This is a genomic window from uncultured Roseobacter sp., from assembly GCF_947492555.1.
GTDB lineage: Bacteria > Pseudomonadota > Alphaproteobacteria > Rhodobacterales > Rhodobacteraceae > Roseobacter.
This window is the reverse complement of record NZ_CANLNE010000002.1, coordinates 765,467-787,980: the sequence shown is the minus strand read 5'-3', so window position 1 is coordinate 787,980 and position 22,514 is coordinate 765,467. Positions and strand designations below refer to the sequence as shown.

Annotated in this window: 15 protein-coding genes; 11 read left to right on the top strand and 4 right to left on the bottom strand. The window is 62.7% G+C overall.

Annotation, left to right across the window (positions count from 1 at the left end; translation table 11 throughout):
• Nucleotide 1: 1 nt before the first annotated feature.
• The 3 genes from Q1A07_RS10860 to Q1A07_RS10850 form a co-directional block, all read right to left on the bottom strand.
• Nucleotides 2–4,783 carry a papain-like cysteine protease family protein gene (locus tag Q1A07_RS10860; protein WP_299780584.1) on the bottom strand — a complete coding sequence of 1,594 codons (4,782 nt, stop codon included), beginning with the start codon at nucleotides 4,781–4,783 and terminating at the stop codon, nucleotides 2–4.
• Nucleotides 4,784–4,788: 5 nt separating this feature from the next.
• Nucleotides 4,789–5,163 carry a DUF3467 domain-containing protein gene (locus Q1A07_RS10855; protein WP_299780582.1) on the bottom strand — a complete coding sequence of 125 codons (375 nt, stop codon included), beginning with the start codon at nucleotides 5,161–5,163 and terminating at the stop codon, nucleotides 4,789–4,791.
• 238 nt (nucleotides 5,164–5,401) lie between these two features.
• Nucleotides 5,402–6,340, bottom strand: coding sequence for a sigma 54-interacting transcriptional regulator (locus Q1A07_RS10850; RefSeq protein WP_299780580.1), 939 nt, complete (start codon nucleotides 6,338–6,340; stop codon nucleotides 5,402–5,404).
• Between the two features lie 400 nt (nucleotides 6,341–6,740).
• Here Q1A07_RS10850 and Q1A07_RS10845 point away from each other — a divergent pair, with 400 nt between their 5' ends.
• The 9 genes from Q1A07_RS10845 to cysG all read left to right on the top strand — a co-directional run bounded on the left by Q1A07_RS10845 (nucleotide 6,741) and on the right by cysG (nucleotide 19,842).
• Nucleotides 6,741–7,328: an ANTAR domain-containing protein gene (locus tag Q1A07_RS10845; RefSeq protein ID WP_195819510.1), complete on the top strand. Its 588-nt coding sequence runs from the start codon at nucleotides 6,741–6,743 to the stop codon at nucleotides 7,326–7,328.
• On the top strand, nucleotides 7,325–8,494 hold the full coding sequence (locus Q1A07_RS10840; RefSeq protein ID WP_299780576.1) for a CmpA/NrtA family ABC transporter substrate-binding protein: 1,170 nt from the start codon (nucleotides 7,325–7,327) through the stop codon (nucleotides 8,492–8,494). Before Q1A07_RS10845 ends, Q1A07_RS10840 begins: the two co-directional genes overlap by 4 nt.
• Before the next feature lie 269 nt (nucleotides 8,495–8,763).
• Nucleotides 8,764–10,131 carry a CmpA/NrtA family ABC transporter substrate-binding protein gene (locus Q1A07_RS10835; RefSeq protein WP_299780574.1) on the top strand — a complete coding sequence of 456 codons (1,368 nt, stop codon included), beginning with the start codon at nucleotides 8,764–8,766 and terminating at the stop codon, nucleotides 10,129–10,131.
• Between the two features lie 72 nt (nucleotides 10,132–10,203).
• Nucleotides 10,204–11,286, top strand: coding sequence for an ABC transporter permease (locus Q1A07_RS10830; protein WP_299780572.1), 1,083 nt, complete (start codon nucleotides 10,204–10,206; stop codon nucleotides 11,284–11,286).
• 5 nt (nucleotides 11,287–11,291) lie between these two features.
• Entirely contained in the window at nucleotides 11,292–13,004 is a 1,713-nt protein-coding gene (locus tag Q1A07_RS10825; protein WP_299780570.1) for a nitrate ABC transporter ATP-binding protein, read from the top strand.
• Between the two features lie 5 nt (nucleotides 13,005–13,009).
• On the top strand, nucleotides 13,010–15,442 hold the full coding sequence (nirB, locus tag Q1A07_RS10820; protein ID WP_299780568.1) for a nitrite reductase large subunit NirB: 2,433 nt from the start codon (nucleotides 13,010–13,012) through the stop codon (nucleotides 15,440–15,442).
• Complete coding sequence (nirD, locus tag Q1A07_RS10815) at nucleotides 15,439–15,768, top strand: nitrite reductase small subunit NirD (RefSeq protein ID WP_299780566.1); 330 nt, start codon at nucleotides 15,439–15,441, stop codon at nucleotides 15,766–15,768. Before nirB ends, nirD begins: the two co-directional genes overlap by 4 nt.
• Nucleotides 15,768–18,398, top strand: coding sequence for a nitrate reductase (locus tag Q1A07_RS10810; protein WP_299780564.1), 2,631 nt, complete (start codon nucleotides 15,768–15,770; stop codon nucleotides 18,396–18,398). The genes nirD and Q1A07_RS10810 overlap by 1 nt, the downstream gene beginning before the upstream one ends.
• Nucleotides 18,399–18,420: 22 nt before the next feature.
• Nucleotides 18,421–19,842 (top strand): siroheme synthase CysG, encoded by a 1,422-nt coding sequence (cysG, locus tag Q1A07_RS10805; RefSeq protein WP_299780562.1) that lies wholly within the window; start codon nucleotides 18,421–18,423, stop codon nucleotides 19,840–19,842.
• 30 nt (nucleotides 19,843–19,872) lie between these two features.
• On the opposite strand, the gene Q1A07_RS10800 is transcribed toward cysG, so the two are convergent.
• Nucleotides 19,873–20,004 (bottom strand): hypothetical protein, encoded by a 132-nt coding sequence (locus Q1A07_RS10800; protein ID WP_299780560.1) that lies wholly within the window; start codon nucleotides 20,002–20,004, stop codon nucleotides 19,873–19,875.
• Between the two features lie 271 nt (nucleotides 20,005–20,275).
• Here Q1A07_RS10800 and egtB point away from each other — a divergent pair, with 271 nt between their 5' ends.
• The gene (gene egtB / locus Q1A07_RS10795) at nucleotides 20,276–21,535 is read left to right on the top strand and encodes an ergothioneine biosynthesis protein EgtB (protein ID WP_299780558.1); all 1,260 of its coding nucleotides are present in this window, start codon (nucleotides 20,276–20,278) and stop codon (nucleotides 21,533–21,535) included.
• A 2-nt stretch (nucleotides 21,536–21,537) separates the two neighbouring features.
• Nucleotides 21,538–22,503, top strand: coding sequence for an L-histidine N(alpha)-methyltransferase (gene egtD / locus Q1A07_RS10790; RefSeq protein WP_299780556.1), 966 nt, complete (start codon nucleotides 21,538–21,540; stop codon nucleotides 22,501–22,503).
• Nucleotides 22,504–22,514 lie beyond the last annotated feature (11 nt).

The following is a 22,514-nucleotide window of genomic DNA, read 5'->3' as shown; positions in this document are numbered from 1 at the left end:
CCTATGCCATGGCCGGTTGCGGGGTGAGGCTCTCATCCGCGTGGCTGACCTCATGCTTGCCGGAGCCGCAAAGGATCACGTGGCACACGCCGGTCCGGGTCTGTTCCCCCTGTTTGGTGAAGGTCGTGCGGACGGTGACCTGCAGCTTGGTCTCATCGGAATCCGATGGCCCAGGTCCTACGTCCGTGGTGACGGCCACGGCCCATCCATCGTGGACAGCCGGGCTGCCGGGGGCCGTCCGGACATTGCCCACGGCGCCACCGCCGTAGGACCAGTCGAGCACGACGCCGCCCTTGCTGCGGCCCGATGCCCCGTCAAGATAGGGCCAGTCGTCCAGCACGACCTGTTGCCCCGGTATCAGCGGCTGCGCAACGGCGGGCGGCATGTCGGGATATACGCTGCCGTCCATCAGGAAGAGCGCATAGCGCACGCCGTTGCGGTCCACGTCCGATCGGTGGATCGTCACGCCCGGCGGCGGGAAATCACCGTCGGGATGCGGGGTTGGCTGCGGTGGCATGATCGGTGGTTCGATGGGGGGCGGCACCGGCTGTCCGGGCAGGGGCGGCATCGCGCCATTCTGCGGGCCGGGTGCGGGCGTGCCCGCGCTCGCCTGCATCATTGCAGCCAGGGCTGATGCAGCCGCTGGCGGGACGGCGGGCGTCGCTGCCGCCCCATTGCCCGGGTGCTGCGGTGCCGCCTCGACTACCGGGGGTTGCGCCACGGGTGCTGCGGGCGCGGGCACGGCAGGTACCACGGGTGCAGGGGCGGGCGCAGCCGCCGCACTTGGCGTAAACGCGGTGGTGACAGCCGTTGAGATTGCCTCGATCCGGTCTGGCAAGCCCGGGCCTGCGACAAGGCGCATGGCAAGCGCCAGCGGCATGTCAGAACCATCAAGCAGCACGGCACCGGTCACCTGGGTATCCGTTGCGAACGAGCGTGCCTTGGCCCATTGCGTGAAGAGTTGCGGCTCCCCTTCGGCAATTGTCACCAGCAGCTTGGCCGGGTCCGTAGCGCTTGCCGCTGCAGCAGCGGGATCGCCGCCATAGCGGAAGATCGTACCACCGGGGGCAACGCCTACACCCGGCGCGGCGTAGCTTTGTGGGGTGTCGAGCCCCACGGCGATGGTCCAACCGCGTGTGGCCGCCAATGCCGGAAGCTGCGCAAGCGCCGCGACTTGGTCGGCACCCAATATCTCCGTCACGGCGGTGGTCCAGCGTGTCTCGGTCGGCACACCGTTCGGACCGCTTACGGGGATCACGGCGGCGGGCGCAATCGGCGCGGCTTCCTCCGAAACCGTGACAGCAATCGCTGCAGGCGTCGCCGCACCGTTGGGTGTTGGCGCTGCGACGGCAGGCGGCGGAGATGCGGTATCCTTCATCAGTGCAGCCGCATAACCCGGAGGCGGCGCCTGCGTGCCCCGGTTCAGCGTATGACCATGGTGCCCGCCCGCATGCAGTATCTGGAAGGACCGCCCGGTGGTCGACGCCCCCATCAGCTCGTATTCCTGCTGGAAGGCGGGCCATGTCATGATGTAGCGGCTGCCGGTGAGATGGGTGGATTTGTGACTGCCCGGCGTGCCCGGCGTGCCCACGATCCGATCCCAAGGGTCCGTGATCCGCACCATCAGGTCACCATTTTCATCGTTGTACATGCCGGTCACGACAACCGCGTGCAGCGACCCGGGCAGCGCCACGCCAACCCAAAGCGGGCCATTGTCTTCCAGCAGATCGCGGAACCCCTGGGCAGTGAAGCTTTGTCCCGCCACTGCGGTCAGCTCCAGTGCTTCTGCAAGGTCCTGTACGTTGTCCGGGTTCAGACCTTTTTTGATCGGCCTGCCCGCGATTTCCGCAACCATGCTCGGCGACAGGCTGATCTTGTCGCGCCAGCCGACGACCATGGCCGCCGCCGCTGCCCAGCAGCTTGCGTTGGTGGGCTGCGCCACCTTATCCACATCGTCCCAGTTGATCGTGAAACTCTCGTTGATCGCAAGCGCCTGCGCGCTCGACCCGGGACGCGCGACGGTGACCCAGCGCGTGTTGACCTCGGTGTCCCCCCACCCGGCAAGCGAGCTGGGACCGTTCCCGGCGGCAACCGGGTCATAGCGATAGATCGACCGGCCATTCACATAAAGCTCATGACAGGGGAAGCCGTCATGCCGCCCGCCAGCCCTGACCTGGATCTGACCGTTGTGCATGCGGATAAAAACGGCAACATCGGCGTCGATGTCGGGGGCGACACGCGACAGCGGCATGGCCCCTTCGGCCTTCACGCTGACAACGGAGGCATTCTCCAGCGCCGCCTGTATCGCCCAGCGCCCGGAGGTGCCCATCTCGACGTTCAGATTGTCGTCATCGGCCCGCAGGGTCTTGCGTTCGGTCGGCGTGGCACCTGACCGTTTGCCCAGCCACCAGTCCGGTTTGCCATTGACCGCATAGGTATCATCGCTGTCATAGGCTTTGGATTCGCCCCAGTGGCGGCGCAGAACGCGCAGGCGTTCAATGCCCATGCCACGGGTCAGCTTGACCGACGCCACGATTTCGCCCCGGCTGCTGCCCTGATCGTAGGAGAACCCACGCCCGTCCCCGCCGTAATCATCGCTGAACGGTCCGGTGATCGCCGGGGAGGGAATGAACATGCGGTACTTGATTTCGAGCGTGTAGGGATCGTCGTTCGCGCTCAAGGCCTGCGACCCGCTGCGGCCCGAGCCCGCCAGCGCGCGCGTGGTATCGCGCCAGGAGAAGTGCCGCCGGAACGGGGTCAACACGCGGGCCGATCCGCCGTTGCGATTGACGTGTTCGGCCACCTTTTCCTGGAAACTGCGCCACAGCCGTTCCGCCACGGCGAAAGCAGGTGTTTCAAGCGCACCCATTGCGCTGGGATAGGTGAACCGATCCGCACCGCGGGTGTAGATGATATAGCCGTCGTCATCCGTTTCCCTGATGCCGAATTCGCGGTGACCGGAGACGGGATGCGTGCCCGTTGCCGGTGTTTCGATGGTGGTAAAGCGCCATTTGCGCGGCTCCACCTTGGAGGCCACAACCGCCGCGTTGTCGCCGGGGATACGCAGGTTGAACATGGTGCCTTCGGGGCTCGACCCGCTCCATTTGCGCGAATCCGCTGCGGAGAAGAAATCGAACCGGGTCAGCGTCGGATTGACGAAACGCGCCATGTTGATACGGATATGCCGGATCAGGTCTTCGGCAGACTGACCGGACGGCAGGCGGTTGACCTTCACTTCCAATAGATCAAGGTTCAGGTCACCGCGCGCGCTGGCGAAGGTCTGGATACTGAACCCGCGTCTGCTGACTTCCGAACGGATGGCGGAGGGCACGCGCCAGCGCAGCAGATGCCGCCACCGGGGCGCGTAGCGGCGCGCATCGGCGCTGCTGTCGCGGAGCATCGGTTCGGCCAGAACCGGATTGGCCCCGAAAGCCGCCGCAAAACCAAGGCTCTGGGACACCCCGCGCTGCACGCCCGCATAGACATCCAGGGGCGAGCCAATGCCGAGACCTATCTCGACAGATACGCCGATGAACTCGTTGTTGGTATCGAAGATCGCGGCACCGCCGCCCACAATACCTTCTCCGGCGGAGAAACCAGCCACGTAAGTGATCCCTTCGAAGGCCGAGACACCGCCGTTCAGCACCGTCATCTGGATGGTGCCGCTGATCGAGAAGATCGCCCCGAGATCAAGCTCGCCCACGCCGTAGACACCCAGCTTGTTACCCGGCGCAAAGATGACACCGGTGCCCAGGGCCCCGCCAGCGGCGAACCCGCCTGAAACGGCGATGCCCAGACCGACGGACAGGCCCTGTGCATTGGCAAGTCGAATGGCCGCAACCGTGGTCGCCAGAGGAGGATTGGCGATGATTGCCGCGTCGAGGGCAAGCTCCAGCGCTGTGCCCATCGGACTCGTTTCAGGTGCCTGTGCCGCGATTTTCTCACCAACCCGCACGTCGCGCACAGCGGGCTGCGTATCGCCCAGTGCTGCCGCGATCGCCGCGTCTTCGGGAGGGGTTTCCTCCTCCGCTTGAATCTCGGCTTCTTCTTCGACGCTGACGTCGTCATCCTCATTCTCAGCGACATCTTCGGCGTCGATCTCTTCCTCCGGTCCGGGCACGACACGCGCGGCAGGCGGTGCGTCCTCCGGCAATGGCGGCAGATCACCAAATCCATCATTGTAGGGCGCAGGTTTGGCCGCCGGTGCGCCATTGCCGTTCTGACCGCTGGGCGGCTGCGACGCCTGCCCGTTTTGCCCATTCTGCCCGGTACGACCGTTCTGCGGGGTCTCCACCTCATCCGTGCTGGGTTGTGCGGTATCTCCCGCCCAAGTCAGACCCGCCTGACCATTGCTGCCGTATCCCGGCAGCTGCTGTGCCCGGTTCGGGAACATCCGCACACGCCGCAGGCTGCGCCCGGTCAACCCCGCAAGCGTGATGTAAACGCTGTCGGCATCCGGCATGACCTGCACCTGATACCCTGTGCTTTGATCCGCAGGGCGCGTGGCCAGCGCAAAGTAGAGCTTCTCCTTACCGACAAAACGCGCCAGCACCTCAGCGGGCACAATGTAGACGGCCTCGCTCTCCAGGATCTGCAGCGGCCCCATCGACGCGGTGGAGAAGAAGTTATCAGGGGACCGTTTCTCCGCATTCCGAAACAGGGCCGGATCGGTTGCCAGCGTGACTTCTGCAAGTTGCGGCATCCCGTGGCTTCGGATGGTGAAGCCGAGCATGGGATAGCGGTCGCTGATCGAAATACGGTTCGGGCTGATGTCTGAGCGCATGGGTGTCACCTGTCCTTGGGATCGTCGAGAGCGGATCCCGACCCTGTGGATCGGGGCTTGCGCCGAGCCGCAGCAGCTCGGCGTTCAAAATCGGGGGAAATGTCGAGAATGCTGGCCAGCGGGTCGTCCTCGCGAACATCCGCAATCGCGCCAAAGTCACGTTCGAACTGTTCGACGGAGCGCGACAACAGGCGCATCAGCAATTTCGCATGGGTCGGGCCAAGCGCCAGCCGACTGTTGATTGTTGCAGTGCCGCGCTGCGGGTCGATCTGACCGAAATCGATCAGGAACTCGTAAGGGTTGTGCCCCACTTCGAAGTAGTTCGCATATCCGGCGATAAGAGTTCGCCCGTCACTCGGAGGCGCATGACCGTCAGCCATTGGCAGTTCTCCCGCTGTTCCCCCTCTTATGTGCAAGAAACGTGCCACGGCCTCATTTTCGAAGAATTATATTGATTACAAAAGGTTATACTTTCGAACACCTGTCACATCCGTCACAGGCATGTGTCACAGCGCGACGCTGAGGGTGTGACAGATTTGGCGAAACAGTCGATTTTTGAGAAGACCACGCGGGATCGGTGTTGTTGCGCGTGCGGAGATGCGGCCGAAGGGCGCAAGGTTACCGGGGCGCAAGCGGGCTGCGCGCGATACGGTATTTTTCGATCTTCCGGTAGACGCTCATGCGGGACATGTTCAGCAGACGCGCCGCTTCTGCCTTGTTCCACTTGGTGCGGTTCAACGCCTCGATCAGGTCATCCTTTTCAGTGGACAAGACGGTGCGGTGGCCGGAAATCAAGGTCTGGAACGCGGGTGGCAAATCCGCAATCGTGATCTCGCCCTCGGGCGGATCAATGAACACCGCCTCAATCATATTGCGCAATTCTCGCACGTTGCCGGGCCAGGCATAACCTTCAAAAAGACGTGCCAGCTGCCGGTCCGGGCCTGCGACCGCACAGCCATCGCGTCTGTTCAGCTCGTGGATGAAGCCCTCCGCCAGGACGCCAATATCGTCGGGTCGCGCCCTCAAAGGCTCCACCTCGATCCGCGCCACGTTCAGCCGGTAGTAGAGATCCGCGCGAAAACGGTGATCGGCCACCAGTTCTTCCAGCGCCTGATTGGTGGCGGCGACAAAACGCACATCCACCGTGGTTTCCTGCGTAGCACCAATCCGGTCGATCTTGCCCGCCTCCAAAAAGCGCAGCAGCTTGGCCTGACCGGTCAGGCTCATCTCGCCGATCTCATCCAGAAACAGCGTGCCGCCATCCGCCTGTGCGGCCCGGCCATCATAGCGGGTCACGGCACCGGTAAACGCGCCACGCTCGTGACCAAACAACTCGGTCTCGATCAGACCTTCGGGCAGAGCCGCACAGTTTATCGCCACAAATCGGTGCCGCCTGCGCGGGCTCAGATCATGCACGGCCTGTGCAATCCGCTCCTTGCCGGTCCCGGTTTCTCCGGTGATCAGAACGGGCGCCTGACTGCGCGCCACCTTCGGAAGATAGGTCCGCAGCGTATCCGCCCACGAACTCTCCCCCTGAATGGCGGCTAAAGCATCCATCGAAGTGTCCCTCAAATCCGAGCGGGAATGGCGCGTTTTTCGGTTTAGATGGGTGGGTAGGTGCTACCCGACAACGACGCTTGGCAGGGCTTTGCGCCCCTTTTGTCCAGACGATGTTGTGCGCTTCTATGTCCCCGTCGCAAGAATGTTAGTCTAATGTTTGAAATGAATTTTCAATCCTAGCACGAAACATAACGCTTTTGAGGAATTCGTTAACGCGACACTACGGGCGGCAAAGGTCCGCTTAGTCGGCGCATTCTCTCCTGTTGTTCGGTTTCCGGACATGCGCAGACGGAATTTACCTCTTTGGGTGATCAAAAATTGTGCGCCTGACTAAAAATGCGAAGGGGCATTCGTGTCCAGGATTTCCAATCCCGGTGAAACGCCCCTAACTGTCCGGATGTCAGACGCGCTTACGATCATTGTTGTCGAACCGAGCAAGGATCGCGCCTTGCAGATCGTCGATGGCCTGCGCGAGGCGGGCATTGATCATATGATCCATGTGGTGGCTGAACCCAGCAGCCTGACGCGGCAAATCGAGGTCTTGCAGCCCGATGTCGTGCTGATCGATATGGCCGATCCGTCCCGCGACATGCTGGAGGAACTGGCGCTGGCCTCCGGCCCGACGGAACGCCCGGTGGCCATGTTCGTGGACCAAAGCACCGAAGGCCTGACCGCGCTGGCGATCGAGGCCGGGTTTTCCGCGTATGTCGTGGACGGCTTGCAGCCCGACCGCCTCAAGCCCGTTCTGGACGCCGCCCTTGTGCGCTTCCGGATGATGCAGCGGATGCGCAACGAGCTGGCGGAAACCAAGCGCGCCCTTGAAGAGCGCAAGGTGATCGACCGCGCCAAGGGCATCATCATGAAATCGCGAGACCTGACGGAAGACGAGGCCTATGCGCTGCTGCGCAAGGCAGCGATGGACCAGAACAAACGGCTTGCCGATGTGGCTGGCGCGCTGGTCAGCACCGCAGGGCTTTTGTCATGAGGACGGTGACCCTGACCGCGGGGTTCATTCCGCTGGTGGATGCGGCCCCTTTGATCGTGGCGCATGAGATGGGCTTTGCCGCAGAGGAAGGCATCGCGCTCGACCTCAGGCCCGCGCCGTCATGGTCGAGCCTGCGCGACATGCTCAGCTTCGGCCAGGTGGATGCAGCACATATGCTGTCACCCGTGCCCATTGCGGCGTCGATGGGGCTGGGGGGCGTGGGTACTGCCCTGGCGGCGGTTTCTGTCATGTCGGTCAACGGCAATGTCATTGGCGTAAATGACCAGCTGGAACGCAAGCTGCGTGATCTCGGGCATGATTTCGACTTTCGCGATCCGCACGTCGCCGGGGCCGCGCTCTTCAAGGCCAAGACGGGCAGGCTCAGGATCGGTGTGCCGTTCCCCTTCTCAATGCATTGCGAACTGGTGAGCTACTGGCTGGAATCGCTGGGCTGGGATCTGTCGGGCGACCTCGACATCCGCACCGTACCGCCGCCGCTGATGGGGGATGCCATCACGGCGGGCGAGATCGACGCCTTCTGCGTGGGCGAACCCTGGGGGTCCCGCGCGGTCGATCAGAACGGCGCCGCGCTGCTGTTGCCGGGATCGGCCATCTGGAATTTCGCGCCGGAAAAGGTGCTGGCGGTTCGCACCGAATGGGCGGAGACTGAACGGTCGCTCTTGTTCCGCCTGATCCGTGCGGTCTGGCGCGCGGGCCGGTGGCTGGCCCAGGACGGAAGCGCCCTGCTCGCCGCTGAAATGCTGAGCCGCACCGGATACCTGAACCTCTCGGCAGAAGTGCTGGAGCGGGCGCTGTCCGGTCAACTGGTCATCTCGCGCAAGGGCGAAGAACGGCACGCAGATCGTTTTGTGGAGTTCCACAACGGGTCGGCCACCTTCCCATGGCGCAGCCAAGCCGCGTGGATCGCGGACAGACTGGCGCGCCGGTCCGGGAAATCGCCCGAAATCGCACGCGCGGCCGCATCAGTGTTTCGCCCCGATCTCTACCGTCAGGCGATGCACCACACGGAGGCCGATCTGCCCGGCGCATCCGGCAAGGTCGAAGGCTCCCTGAGTGCCGATACCGCCGTGGCCTCTGCCGAGGGGCGTGTGATTCTCTATCGGGATTCGTTCTTCGACGGACGCATCTTTGAGCCACAGGAATAATTCTGCCGAAAATTTGTGCGGCCGCAGCAATCAAGCGCCGCGTCGCAGCATTCTTTATCGGATTTCCACTCTTAAGACTTGGCAGATCGCGAAGCACATCGGAATGTATCTGTACAGACAGGCAACGGTGCCCGTCCCAGGAATTCTCCCTAAGACAGGGAATACCCAGAGCAAGGCCGCTCGACCTTTTCACCTCCTCCCGGTGAACTGCGTCGGCGGTCTTTTTTTGTTGCCCGAACCCCGGGCCACGCACCGAAAGGATACTCATGATGAAAAAGCTTGTACTTGCAGCTTTGGCGTCCACGGCGCTGACCTCTCCGGCCTTTGCAGAGGCGTTGGAGCTGGAAAAGGATGAACTGACATTCGGGTTTATCAAATTGACCGACATGGCCCCGCTGGCGGTTGCCTACGAGCAGGGGTACTTCGATGACGAAGGGCTGTTTGTCACCCTTGAGGCCCAGGCCAATTGGAAAGTGCTGCTGGACGGCGTGATCGACGGGCAGTTGGACGGGGCCCATATGCTGGCCGGGCAACCGCTGGCAGCCACCATCGGCTACGGCACCAAGGCGCATATCATCACGCCCTTCTCGATGGATCTGAACGGCAACGGGATCACCGTGTCCAACGACGTCTGGGAAGCGATGGGCCCGCATGTGCCGTCTATGGAAGACGGTCGCCCGCAGCACCCGATCTCTGCCGAGGCGCTCAGACCGGTGATCGAGGACTATAACGCCAAGGGCAAGCCCTTCAACATGGGCATGGTTTTCCCGGTCTCGACCCACAACTACGAACTGCGCTATTGGCTGGCGGCTGGCGGGATCAACCCCGGTTACTACGCGCCGGACAACATTTCCGGCCAGATCGGCGCCGAGGCTCTGCTTTCCGTGACGCCACCGCCGCAGATGCCCGCAACGCTGGAGGCCGGCACCATCTACGGCTATGCCGTGGGTGAGCCGTGGAACCAGCAGGCCGTCGCCAAAGGCATCGGTGTACCGGTGATCACCGACTACCAGCTGTGGAAAAACAACCCAGAAAAGGTCTTTGGCATCACCCAGGGGTTTGCCGAAGAAAACCCCAACACGACCCTCGCCGTGGTCAAGGCGCTGATCCGCGCGGCGATGTGGCTGGATGAAAACGACAACGCCAACCGCGAGGAAGCGGTCGAAATCCTGAGCCGCCCGGAATACGTTGGCGCAGATTTCGATGTGATCGCCGCCTCCATGACCGGCACATTCGAGTTTGAAAAAGGCGACATCCGCGATGTGCCCGATTTCAACGTGTTCTTCCGCTACAACGCCACCTACCCTTATTACTCTGATGCGGTCTGGTACCTGACGCAGATGCGCCGCTGGGGGCAGATCGCCGAGGCCAAGCCCGACAGCTGGTACGACGAAGTGGCCAAATCCGTCTACAAACCAGAAATTTATCTCGAAGCCGCCCGTCTGCTCGTCGATGAAGGGCTCGCCAATGCGGACGACTTCGATTGGGACAGCGATGGCTATAAGGCCGCGACCCCGGCCGAGGATATCATCGACAAGATCGGCTATGACGGCAAAACCCCCAACGCCTATCTCGACAGCCTGCCCATCGGGCTAAAGGGCGAGCAGCGCGTCATCGGTAACGAAGTCCAAGGGTAACGGTCGCTCGGTCTGGTTCCGTCGCAATGCGACCAGACCGAGTTCTCCCTCCAGATCACAAAGGTGCGTCCCATGACCGCGATTGATCCCACAACTCTGAATGACGAAGCCCGCGCCGCGCGCAAGGCCCGCCTCTTCACCCGCATCAATACGGCCGACAAGTGGTTCCAGGTGCTGGGGCTGAGCTGGATGACGCCGCTGTTGAAGGCCGCCGCCGGGGACAACCCGCGCGCGCAGCTTTCCGAGATTTGGCGACTGCTGGTCGTGCCCCTGCTGGCCATCAGCGCGTTTTTGGTGATGTGGGCAACCCTTGCCCCGCAGGTGCAGACCTCGCTGGGTGCGATCCCGGGACCAGCCGCCGTCTGGGCAGAAGCCAAGAACCTGCACGGGGACGCGCAGGCCAAGGCGGAAAAACGCGCCAAACATGAAGAGCGGGTTGAAAAGCGCAACGATCGTTTCATTGCCAACGGCCAGCCGGAAAAGGTCAAAGACATCCCCTTTACAGGCGCGCCCTCCTATTACGCGCAAATCGCGACCTCGATCAAAACCGTCTTTTTCGGATTTCTGATTGCGAGCGCCGTGGCCATTCCACTGGGCATCGCGGCGGGCCTCTCGGCCACTGCGAATGCTGCGCTGAACCCGCTGATCCAGATTTTCAAGCCGGTCTCACCGCTGGCGTGGCTGCCGATTGTCACGATGGTTGTCAGCGCCGTCTACGTCACGCAGGACGGCTGGTTCGCCAAGTCCTTTCTGGTCTCTGCAATCACCGTCACGCTCTGCTCGCTCTGGCCAACGCTGATCAATACCGCCCTTGGCGTGTCGAGCATCGACAAGGATCTGGTGAACGTCTCCAAGGTGCTGAAAATGAACACCTGGACCAAGATCACCAAGCTGGTGCTGCCCTCAGCGCTGCCGCTGATCTTCACCGGGCTGCGTCTGTCGCTGGGTGTCGGCTGGATGGTCCTGATTGCCGCGGAGATGCTGGCGCAGAACCCGGGGCTGGGCAAATTCGTCTGGGATGAATTCCAGAACGGATCGTCCCAATCGCTGGCCAAGATCATCGTCGCCGTGCTGACCATCGGGATCATCGGCTTCCTGCTCGACCGGGTGATGTATGCGCTGCAATCGCTCTTTACCTTCACGAACAACCGGTGAGCGGCATGACCCTTCTCAGTCTGAAAAACTGCTCCAAGAGTTTTGGCACCGGCACGGCGCAGTCGGATGTGCTCCGGAACATCGACCTTGATGTGCAGACCGGTGAATTCCTGGTGATCCTCGGGTTTTCCGGCACCGGTAAGACCACGCTGATCAACCTGATGGCGGGGATCGAAACGCCGACCGAAGGCAGCGCCACCTTCAAGGGAGCGCCGATCACCGGACCCGGACCGGAACGGGGCGTGATCTTTCAAAGCTATTCGCTGATGCCGTGGCTGACAGTGACGGGCAATGTGCGCCTCGCCGTCGACACGGTCTTCCCCAGGCTGTCTAAAGCGGAGCGGACAGAGAAAACCGCGCATTACGTCAGGATGGTGGGCCTCAGCCATGCCGCCAGCCGCCGTCCGGCAGAACTCTCCGGTGGCATGCGGCAGCGGGTCAATGTGGCCCGTGCGCTGGCGATGAACCCCGAGATGCTGCTGCTGGATGAGCCGCTCTCGGCGCTCGACGCGCTGACGCGGGCCAATCTTGCGGATGAAATCGAACGCATCTGGGAGGCGGACAAGAAGACCTGCGTGCTGATCACCAACGACGTGGATGAGGCGATCATCCTCGCCGATCGCATCATCGCGCTGAACCCCGATGGCACCCTTGGCGCAGAGTTCAAGGTCAACATCGCGCGGCCCCGTGACCGCATCGCGATGAACCATGACGACAGCTTCAAGCGCCTGCGCGCCGATGTGACGAAATACCTGATGGATGTGGGGATCGAGGCCAAGGTCGAAGGCGCGCGCCTGCTGCCGGATGTGACGCCCATTCACGGTGTGCCCACCGCCGTCGCGGATGCGCAAAAGGGGCTGATCGACAACCGGTTCCTCGATTTTTCGCAACTGCACAAGGTCTATCCGACCCCCAAGGGGCCGCTCACCGTTGTCGAGGATTTCGAGCTCAAGGTCGACCGGGGAGAGTTCATTTCCCTGATCGGGCATTCGGGCTGTGGCAAATCCACGGTGCTGACCATGGCGGCGGGCCTCAATGAAATCTCCAAAGGGGCAATCAAGCTCGATGGCCGCCATGTGGAAGGTGCCGACCCGGAACGCGCCGTGGTTTTTCAGTCGCCGAACCTCTTTCCCTGGCTGACGGCCAAGCAGAACGTGGCCATCGGCGTGGATAAGGTCTACCCCTCCGCCACTCGGACGGAACGCCAGGAAGTGGTAGAATACTACCTTGAACGGGTGGGGCTGGCCGATGCAATGGACAAGCCCGCGAGCGATCTGTCGAACGGGATGAAACAGCGGGTCGGCATCGCGCGTGCCTTTGCGCTCAGCCCCAAGCTTTTGCTGCTCGATGAACCTTTTGGCATGCTGGACAGCCTGACGCGCTGGGAGTTACAGGAAGTGCTGATGGAGGTCTGGTCCCGTACCAAGGTAACCGCCGTCTGCGTGACCCATGATGTGGACGAGGCCATCCTTCTGGCGGACCGCGTGGTGATGATGACCAATGGCCCGCAGGCGACCATCGGCAAGATCGTCGATGTGCCCCTGCCCCGCCCACGCACACGCAAGGCGCTGCTGGAGCACCCGGACTACTACGCCTACCGGCAGGAAGTGCTCGATTTCCTCGAAGAATACGAACACGGCGCCAAACCAACCCCGAAACCCACCGCAGGCACGCCTGTGAACACCTCACGATCCCCCAAAGCGGTCGCAGCGGAGTGATGAAGATGAAGCAGAAACTGGTCGTCATCGGCGCGGGCATGGCCTCTGGCCGGGTGCTGGAGCACCTGACGGATGCGGACCCGGATGCCTACGACATTACGATTTTCAACGCCGAGGCACGCGGCAACTACAACCGGATCATGCTCTCCCCCGTGCTGTCGGGGGAAAAGACCTATGAGGAAATCGTCACCCACGACGATACCTGGTACGCGACACGCAACATCACCTGCCGGTTTGGCGAACATGTGGTGGGCATCGATCATGACGCAAAAACCGTCACTGGTGAAAACGGCACTGTCGCCTACGACAAGCTGCTGATCGCCACCGGCTCTGCGCCCTTCATCATCCCTGTTGAAGGCAAGGACTTACCCGGTGTGATCACCTACCGCGATCTTGATGACACCAATGCGATGATCAAAGCCGCCAAGAATGGCGGCAAGGCCGTTGTCATCGGCGGCGGTCTGCTGGGCCTTGAGGCGGCGGCGGGATTGGCCGAACGGGGCATGGATGTGACCGTGCTGCACCTGATGGGCCACCTGATGGAGCGTCAGCTGGACGAAGCAGCGGGGTATCTTTTGCGCCGCGATCTGGAAAAACGTGGCATCAAGATCATCACACAGGCCTCCACCGCAGCCATTCTGGGCGAGGACCACGTCGAAGGCGTCATGCTGGAGGACAACACCGGGCTGGAGGCTGATCTGGTTGTCATGGCCGTGGGAATCCGCCCGGAAACGCGGCTTGCCACGGATGCGGGCCTTGAGGTTGCGCGCGGCATCGAGGTCAACGCGCAGATGCAATCCAAGACCGATCCGGATGTCTATGCCGTTGGCGAATGCGTGGAGTTTGACGGGCATCTCTTTGGTCTTGTCGCGCCGCTCTATGATCAGGCGAAGATCGTGGCGCAAGGGCTTCTGGGTGAAACCGGCGCCTTCGTGGTGAAAGACGTGGCGACCAAGCTGAAGGTCACCGGGTGTGACCTTTTCAGCGCGGGCGATTTTGCAGATGCCGAAGGGCGGGAGGATATCGTTTTCCGGGACCCGTCGCGCGGCATCTACAAACGCCTCGTGATCGAAGACGACAGGCTGATCGGCGCTGTCATGTATGGCGATACGGCAGACGGCACCTGGTTCTTCGGGCTGATTAAGGACGGTACCGAAATCGACGAGATGCGCGAAACGCTGATCTTTGGCCCGGCCTATCAGGGGGGCGATACCGCGGACCCGCTCTCAGCCGTTGCAGCATTGCCGCCTGAGGCGGAGATCTGCGGCTGCAACGGCATTTGCAAAGGCACCATCACCGACGCCATCGCAGAGGGCGCAACCGATCTGGGCAGCTTACGCGCCAAGACCAAGGCCAGCGCCTCCTGCGGCACCTGCACCGGGTTGGTGGAACAACTGCTTCAGGTCACTCTGGGGGATGATTTCCAGATGCCGGCGCCGCAACCGGTATGCGGCTGCACCGATCTGACCCATGAAGACGTGCGGCGGCTGATCAAGTCGCAGGCGCTCAAATCACAGCCCGCCGTCTGGCAGGAGTTGGGATGGACGACGCCCAACGGCTGCCATGTATGCCGCCCGGCGATCAACTTTTACCTGCTGGCCGATTGGCCGATTGAGTATAAGGACGACCCGCAAAGCCGTTTCGTGAACGAACGCAAACATGCCAACATCCAGAAGGACGGCACGTTCAGCGTTGTCCCGCGCATGTGGGGCGGGATCACCAACGCGGATGAGCTGCGCGCCATCGCCGACGCGGCGGACAAATACAATGTGCCGACCGTCAAGGTCACGGGTGGGCAGCGGATCGACCTGTTGGGCGTCAAGGGCGAAGATCTGCCGCATATCTGGTCTGACCTCAACAAGGCCGGTCTGGTCTCCGGGCACGCCTATTCAAAGGGCCTGCGCACCGTGAAAACATGTGTTGGCACAGATCATTGCCGCTTTGGCACGCAAGACAGCACCGGTCTGGGGATCAGGCTGGAGAAACTCCTTTGGGGGTCCTGGACGCCCCATAAACTCAAGCTTGGCGTGTCGGGATGCCCGCGCAACTGCGCCGAGGCGACCTGCAAGGACATCGGCATCGTCTGCGTCGACAGCGGCTTTCAGATCGGCATTGGCGGGGCTGCGGGCATGGACGTCAAAGAGGTTCAGCCGCTCATTCAGGTCCCGACAGAGGAAGAGACCATCGCCGTGGTGCTCGCCGTCACCCAGCTTTACCGCGAGCATGCCAAATATCTGGACCGCATCTACAAATGGATGGCCAAGGTTGGGCTTGAGTGGATTCAGGAACAGATCGGTGATCTGGACACGCGCCGCGCCTTGATCGAGCGGTTCGAGCTGAGCCAGTCGATCTACCGCAAGGACCCTTGGGCAGAACAGGCCAAGGAACCTCCGAAATTTGCGCCCCTGGCGGATTTGACATTGGAGGCTGCAGAATGAACTGGATTGACGTTGGAGGCATCGAGGATGTCCCGCTGCGCGGCGCCCGATTGGTGAAAACCCCGGTGGGCTGCGTGGCGCTTTTTCGTACGGATGAGGCAGAGGTCTTTGCCGCCTCGAACAGGTGTCCGCACAAGGGCGGGCCACTCTCGGAAGGCATCATCCACGGGCAAAAGGTGACCTGCCCGCTGCACAACTGGGTGTTCGACCTGAACACCGGCGCTGCCCTGGGCGAAGACGGGCAGATCGAGACTTTCCCGGTGCGGGTCGAGGCGGGCCGCATTCTGCTCGATGGGCATGCGGTCGGCAAGAGGAGCGCTGCCTGATGGACGGCAGCGGCCTGCCCGAGACACGGTCCACCTGCCCCTATTGCGGTGTGGGCTGCGGGGTTCTGCTGCGCACGGACGGTCAGGGCGGGCTCGCCGTGCGCGGGGATCCGGACCATCCGGCCAATCAGGGGCGACTTTGTTCAAAAGGCACGGCATTGGGACAGACCGTTGGCCTGGAACAGCGCCTGCTGCACCCGCAGATCAAAGGACAGCGCGCGTCTTGGGACACAGCGCTTGATCTTGTCGCGGACACGTTCAAATCGGCCATCGCAACCCATGGCCCGGACAGCGTGGCCTTTTACGTCTCCGGGCAATTGCTGACCGAAGACTACTATGTCGCCAACAAGCTGATGAAAGGCTTCATCGGGTCGGCCAACATTGATACCAATTCACGGCTGTGCATGGCCTCGACCGTGGTCGGGCACAAACGTGCCTTCGGCGCGGACACGGTGCCCGGCACCTATGAAGATCTGGACACGGCGGATCTCGTCGTGCTTGTCGGCTCCAACCTGGCGTGGTGTCATCCGGTGTTGCACCAACGCCTGCTTGCGGCGAAGTCAAAACGCGGCACCCGGATCATCGTCATTGATCCGCGCAGGACAGCCGCCTGCGAAGGCGCCGATCTGCACCTGCCCCTCGCGGCGGGCAGTGATGTCGCGCTCTTCAATCACCTGCTGGCAAAGATCGCGCAGGAAGGCCGGATAGACGTGGACTACCTGCGTCATGTCGAGGGCTTCAATGCTGCACTCGCGGCGGCACAGGCGGATGATGTGGCGGCCACCGGCCTGTCGCACGACCAGATCGAGGCCTTCTGCCGCCTCTGGATTGACACCCCCAAGGTGGTCACCGTGTTCAGCCAGGGGGTGAACCAATCCACCTCCGGCAGCGACAAGGTCAATGCTATTCTGAACTGTCATCTCGCCACCGGGCGGATCGGCACAAAAGGGTGCGGCCCGTTCTCCGTCACCGGCCAACCCAATGCCATGGGAGGGCGCGAAGTAGGCGGGCTCGCCAATACGCTTGCCAGCCATCTGGAGATCGAGAACGCGGACCACCGCGCGGCGGTGCAAGACTTCTGGGCTGCGCCAGCAATGCCCGAAAAGGCGGGCCTCAAGGCCGTAGAGCTGTTTCAGGCCGTGGCTGCGCGCAAGATCAAGGCGCTCTGGATCATTCACACGAACCCGGTTGTTTCGATGCCTGACGCGGATGCCGTGCGCGACGCGATTGCGCAATGCGACTTCACCGTGGTGAGTGACATCACCGCGCGCACCGATACTGCGCAGCTGGCGGATGTGCTGCTGCCCGCCAGCGCCTGGGCGGAAAAAAGCGGTACGGTCACTAATTCCGATCGGACGATCAGCCGCCAGCGCGCCGTGCTTGCCGCCCCCGGTGAGGCACACCCCGATTGGCAGATCCTCTGCGAGGTTGGCCAGCGCATGGGCTGGGAACAGGCCTTCGCCTATCCCTCCCCCGCAGAGATTTTCAAAGAACACGCGGCTTTGTCCGGGGTTGCAGGCGCAATGGGCCGCGACTTTGACATCTCGGGTCTGCGCGACCTGACAGATGACGCCTATGACGCCTTGCCGCCGACCCGCTGGCCGGTCAGCAAGAGCAAAACAGGTGGCCGGTTTTTTAAGGATGGCGGGTTTTTTCACCCGGATGGCAAAGCAAGGATGCTGCCTGTCACTTGGCGTGCGCCGGCGGCGCGGGTTACGGACCAACATCCCTTCGTTCTCAACACCGGGCGCAACCGGGACCAGTGGCACACGATGACACGGACAGCCCTGTCGCCCCGCCTCTCGGCGCATCTGGCAGAACCTTACGTGGATATTCACCCGCAGGATGCGAAACGTCTGGGTGTGTCAGCCGCCGATCTGGTGGCGCTGGAAAACGCGACCGGGCGCGCCATTCTGCGCGCGCGCCTGACGGAGGCGCAGCAACCGGGGACGCTTTTCGCTCCGATCCACTGGACCGGTCAAACTGCCCCGGCGGCCCGGATTGACGCGCTGGTGCCCGCCGCAACGGACCCGTTTTCCGGCCAGCCGGAGAGCAAGGCGGCCCCCGTTTCGGCCAAAAGATTTGCGGCGGCCTGGTACGGGTTTGCGATTTCCCAAACCGAAATGACCCCGAACGCCGCCTATTGGGCGCAAGTGCGCACGGATGCGGGATGGCGTAGCGAACTGGCTGGGCGGAACCCGGTGACGGATTGGGAAGGCGAAGCGCGCCCACTCTTCGGGCTGCAGGATGCAGAGCTGCAGATGTTGCAGGATATCAGCAAGGGAACCGCGCGACTGGCCTTTTCGGACAACGGTGTGCTCAAGGCCGCGCTTTTCATCAGCCCGCACCCCGTGGCGGTCATGCGCGACTACCTTGCGACGCTGCCGGGGTCCGAGACCACCGCGACGCTGACCGGGCGGGCACCCGTCGGGCGGATCGATCCCGGCCCCACGATATGCGCGTGTTTCGGGGTGGGGCTGAACACCATCGCCACCGCCATCGAAAGCCGGAACCTCATGACGGTCGAGGCGATTGGCGAGGCGTTGCAGGCCGGCACGAATTGTGGCGCCTGCCGTCCGGAACTCACCGCACTTCTACCCCAGACATTCAACCTGCAGGCCGCCGAGTGATCTCAAGGAAGGGAACCACCCCATGAAGAGCTTTCCGATGTTCATCAAGACCACGGGGCGGCGCGTGGTCATCGCAGGCGGTGGCGAACAGGCGGCCCAGAAGGCGCGGCTGATCCTGAAAACCGACGCCCGGATCGTGCTGGCCGCCCCGGAGATCGAGGAAGAGCTGGCCGCGATGGTGCGCAGCGGCAAGGCCACATGGCACAAAGACCCGATTGATGCCGCCCTCTTCGAGGGGGCCGCCATGGCGTTCGTCGCCACCGGCTGTCCCGGGTCGGACACAGCCCTGCATGCGCTGGCCAAGGCGGCACGCTGCCCTGTCAACGTAGTAGATCAACCGGAGCTTTGCGACCTGACGACCCCCTCTCTGGTGGATCGTGATCCGGTGGTCGTGGCTATCGGCACGGAAGGCACCGCCCCGGTTCTGGCCCGCCAGATCAAGACCGGGGTCGAACAGATGCTCGCCCCCAACCTCGGCGGGCTGGCCGCTTTTGCCGGGCGATTGCGCGGCGCGGTTGCCGCCCGTGTGCCGCGTGAGCACCGCCGCGCCTTCTGGCGCTGGGTCTTTGCGGAAGCACCGCGCAACGCCTGGACCAGAGGGGCCGAAAGCCACGCCATCGGCCTTGTCAAACAAGCGCTTCATGCGGGGCGCGCGCCGGATACCGCGGGGACAGGCAGCATTGCCCTGGTCGGCGCGGGGCCGGGCGCGCGCGATCTTTTAACCTTGCGCGCCGTGCAGCGGCTGCAGGAAGCCGATGTGATCTACTACGACCGCCTCGTTGACCCGGAGGTGCTGGAGCTGGCGCGGCGGGATGCAGAGCGTGTCTTTGTCGGAAAGGTCGTCGGCGCGCATGCCTGGCCGCAGGACCGCATCAACGATGTGATCATCGCAGCGGCGCGGCAGGGCAAACGCGTGGTTCGGTTGAAATCCGGCGATCCATCCGTTTTTGCCCGCGCCGGTGAGGAAATTGCCGCAGCAGAGGCTGCTGATATACCGATCGAGGTTGTGCCGGGCATCACCGCCGCCTGCGCCATGGCTGCAGCCACAAAACGCCCGCTGACCGAACGCGGGATCAGCGACAGCCTGATCCTGACCACCGGGCAATCGCAGGCGGGAGATGGCGTGCCCGATAGCACACGCCTCTGCCTGCCCGGCACCACAACCGCCTTTTACATGTCAGTCGGGCAGGCCGCGCGGATACAATCCGACCTGCTGGCGCGGGGTGTAAGCCCGGATCAGGCTGTGCAGATCGCTGCGGATATTTCCAAGGCGACCGAGCGCCATGTGGACACGACGGTCGGGCACCTCGCGGATGACGTTGCAAAGAGTGATCTCTCAGGATGTGCCGTGATCATGCTGACCTGGCCCAAGACCCGGGCCGCGCGGGCCATGCTTCCAGCCAACATGGCGCGAAACGAGAAAGCTATTTCTTACGCCGGATGAAACGGCGCGCGCCTCAGGCTGGATACGGCGTCAATCAGAGAGGATGATCGAGCGGGTGGCCAAGAGACGGCAGCCCGGTATCACTTGATCCAGGATCGACAGGCGGAATCCCAAACCAATCGGCAAAGTCACGCGCAGATCACGCAGCGTTGAACATTTCATGCGCGTTTGGCCTTGCTGACGCAAGTGCGGCAACCAACATTAGAGGCTCACGAAACGGGGCCCTGATGAGCGACACAGCAATCACACCGGCCGAAGATGCGACCCATTACCCGAGTGGTGTTCGCCTGCCTGCTACGCTGTCCCAAACCCTCCGTGACCCAAAATCCCGCACCACCGCGTTCCAAGTGACAAGAACTGACAGCAGCCATGCCCATGGTCAGAGTTCCGACTTATCCGTTCCGCGCCACGGCGCCCGCAAGGAAAATGCCCCATGAATCTCTCTCCCGCCCCACTGCCCCCGCGCGATGCGCTGATGCTCTTTGAACGCACGCGGATGCGTACTGACGCACTGGTCGCTCCGCTCACCCCGGAGGACACGATGCTGCAAAGCATGGAGGATGCCTCCCCGGCGAAGTGGCATCTCGCACACACGACCTGGTTTTTTGAGGAGTTCATCCTCAAGCCGCGCCAGCCTGGATATGTCTCGCCCGATGACCGTTTCGCGTTTCTGTTCAACTCCTACTACACGCAGGCCGGGCCACGCCATGCGCGGGACCGCCGGGGGCTGGTGTCCCGTCCGGGCGGCGAGGCGGTGCGCGCCTATCGCGCCCATGTCGAGGATGCTCTGGCCACGCTGATGTCGGCGGGACGCGATGACGGTGATGATATCGCTGCGCTGGTGGAGCTTGGGTGCCACCATGAAATGCAGCATCAGGAATTGTTGGTGACCGACCTGCTGCATGGTCTCAGCTTCAACCCCCTTCTGCCTGTCTACAAGGACCCCGAGCCGCTGCCCGTTACAGCGGAAGTCACGCAAGGCTATACACGTCACGAAGGCGGGTTGGTGGATATCGGCCATGGTGGCCCAGGGTTCGCCTATGATTGCGAGGGGCCACGGCACAAGACGTTTTTGCAAGCCTATGACATCGGCACCCGCCCGGTCACCAACCGCGACTGGATCGCCTTTATGGAGGATGGCGGATATGCCGACCCGCGGCACTGGTTGATGGAAGGCCATGATGTTGCCCTGCGCGAAGGGTGGGAGCATCCGCTCTACTGGTGGCAGGCCGATGGGGAATGGTGGACCTACACGCTGCGCGGCCCGCAGCCTGTCGCACTCGAGGCACCGGTTGTGCATGTCAGCTACTACGAAGCGGATGCTTTTGCCCGCTGGGCCGGGGCGCGCCTGCCCACCGAAGCCGAGCATGAGGTGGCATTCAGGGATCACGCGATCACCGGGAACCTGATGGGCGATGCTGGCGCCACAGGGGCCCTGCGCCCGCTGCCCGGGGACGGGGTCTGGGGCGATGTCTGGGAATGGACGGCGTCGGATTTTGCGCCCTACCCCGGGTTCCAGGCGCCCGAAGGCGCATTGGGGGAGTACAACGGCAAATTCATGGTCAATCAGCGCGTTTTGCGCGGTGGATCCTGCGCAACGCCCAGAGACCAGATGCGGCCCACGTACCGCACATTCTTTTATCCCCATCAGCGGTGGCAGATGATGGGCCTGCGGCTGGCAAAGGACGTCTGATCATGGGACATGCAGAACCGATCACCGCAGGAGACATCGTCACCGCCCCCGCGTCAGACTTCCTGCGGGATGCTTGGGCGGGTCTGGGCGGGCCTGAAAAGTCCATCAATCCCAAGTGGTTGTATGACCAGACCGGCAGTGCGCTCTTCGAGCAGATCACGACCCTGCCCGAATACTATCTGACACGCACCGAAATCTCGATTTTGCAGCGCCATGCTAAGGACCTTGCACAGCTGGTGCCGACGGGTGGTGCTCTTGTCGAACTGGGCTCGGGCGCGAGCGTCAAGACGCGCACCCTGCTGGATGCCGGGCGACATCTGTCGGCCTATGTGCCCATCGACATCTCCGCCGCGTTCCTGAACCTGACCGCGGACGACCTGCGCGCGCGTTATCCCGATCTGTCCGTGCGCCCGATTGTCGGCGATTTTCTCCAACCTGTCGCCCTGCCGGACGATATGGCCTCGCGGCCCAAGGTGGGGTTCTTTCCAGGCTCGACCATCGGGAACATCACCCCAACGGATGCAATTGACCTTCTGTCCCGCGCGCGGGTATGGCCCGGAATGGAAGCCTTCATTCTGGGGGTCGATCTGGTCAAGGCACCGGGCGTGCTTGTCGACGCCTATGACGATGCAGCAGGCGTCACCGCGCAGTTCATCACCAATGTGCTGGTGCGGATGAACGCGGAACTGGGCGCGGATTTCAACATTGCCGATTTTATGTATCAGGCAATATGGAACGCGCAGGATGCCCGCATCGAGATGTCTTTGATCTCCGGCAAGGCCCAAACCGTTGACCTGGCGGGCAGGCAGATTTCTTTCGCTGAGGGTGAATCCATTGATGTCAGCATGTCGCGAAAATACACCGTGGAAAGCCTGACACAGCTGGCGCAGGCCTCCGGATGGGCGGTCAAACAAATGCACTGCGATGACGCAAAGCAATTCGCGGTCGCCGTTCTGACCCCTATGTAGCGGGGTTTGAT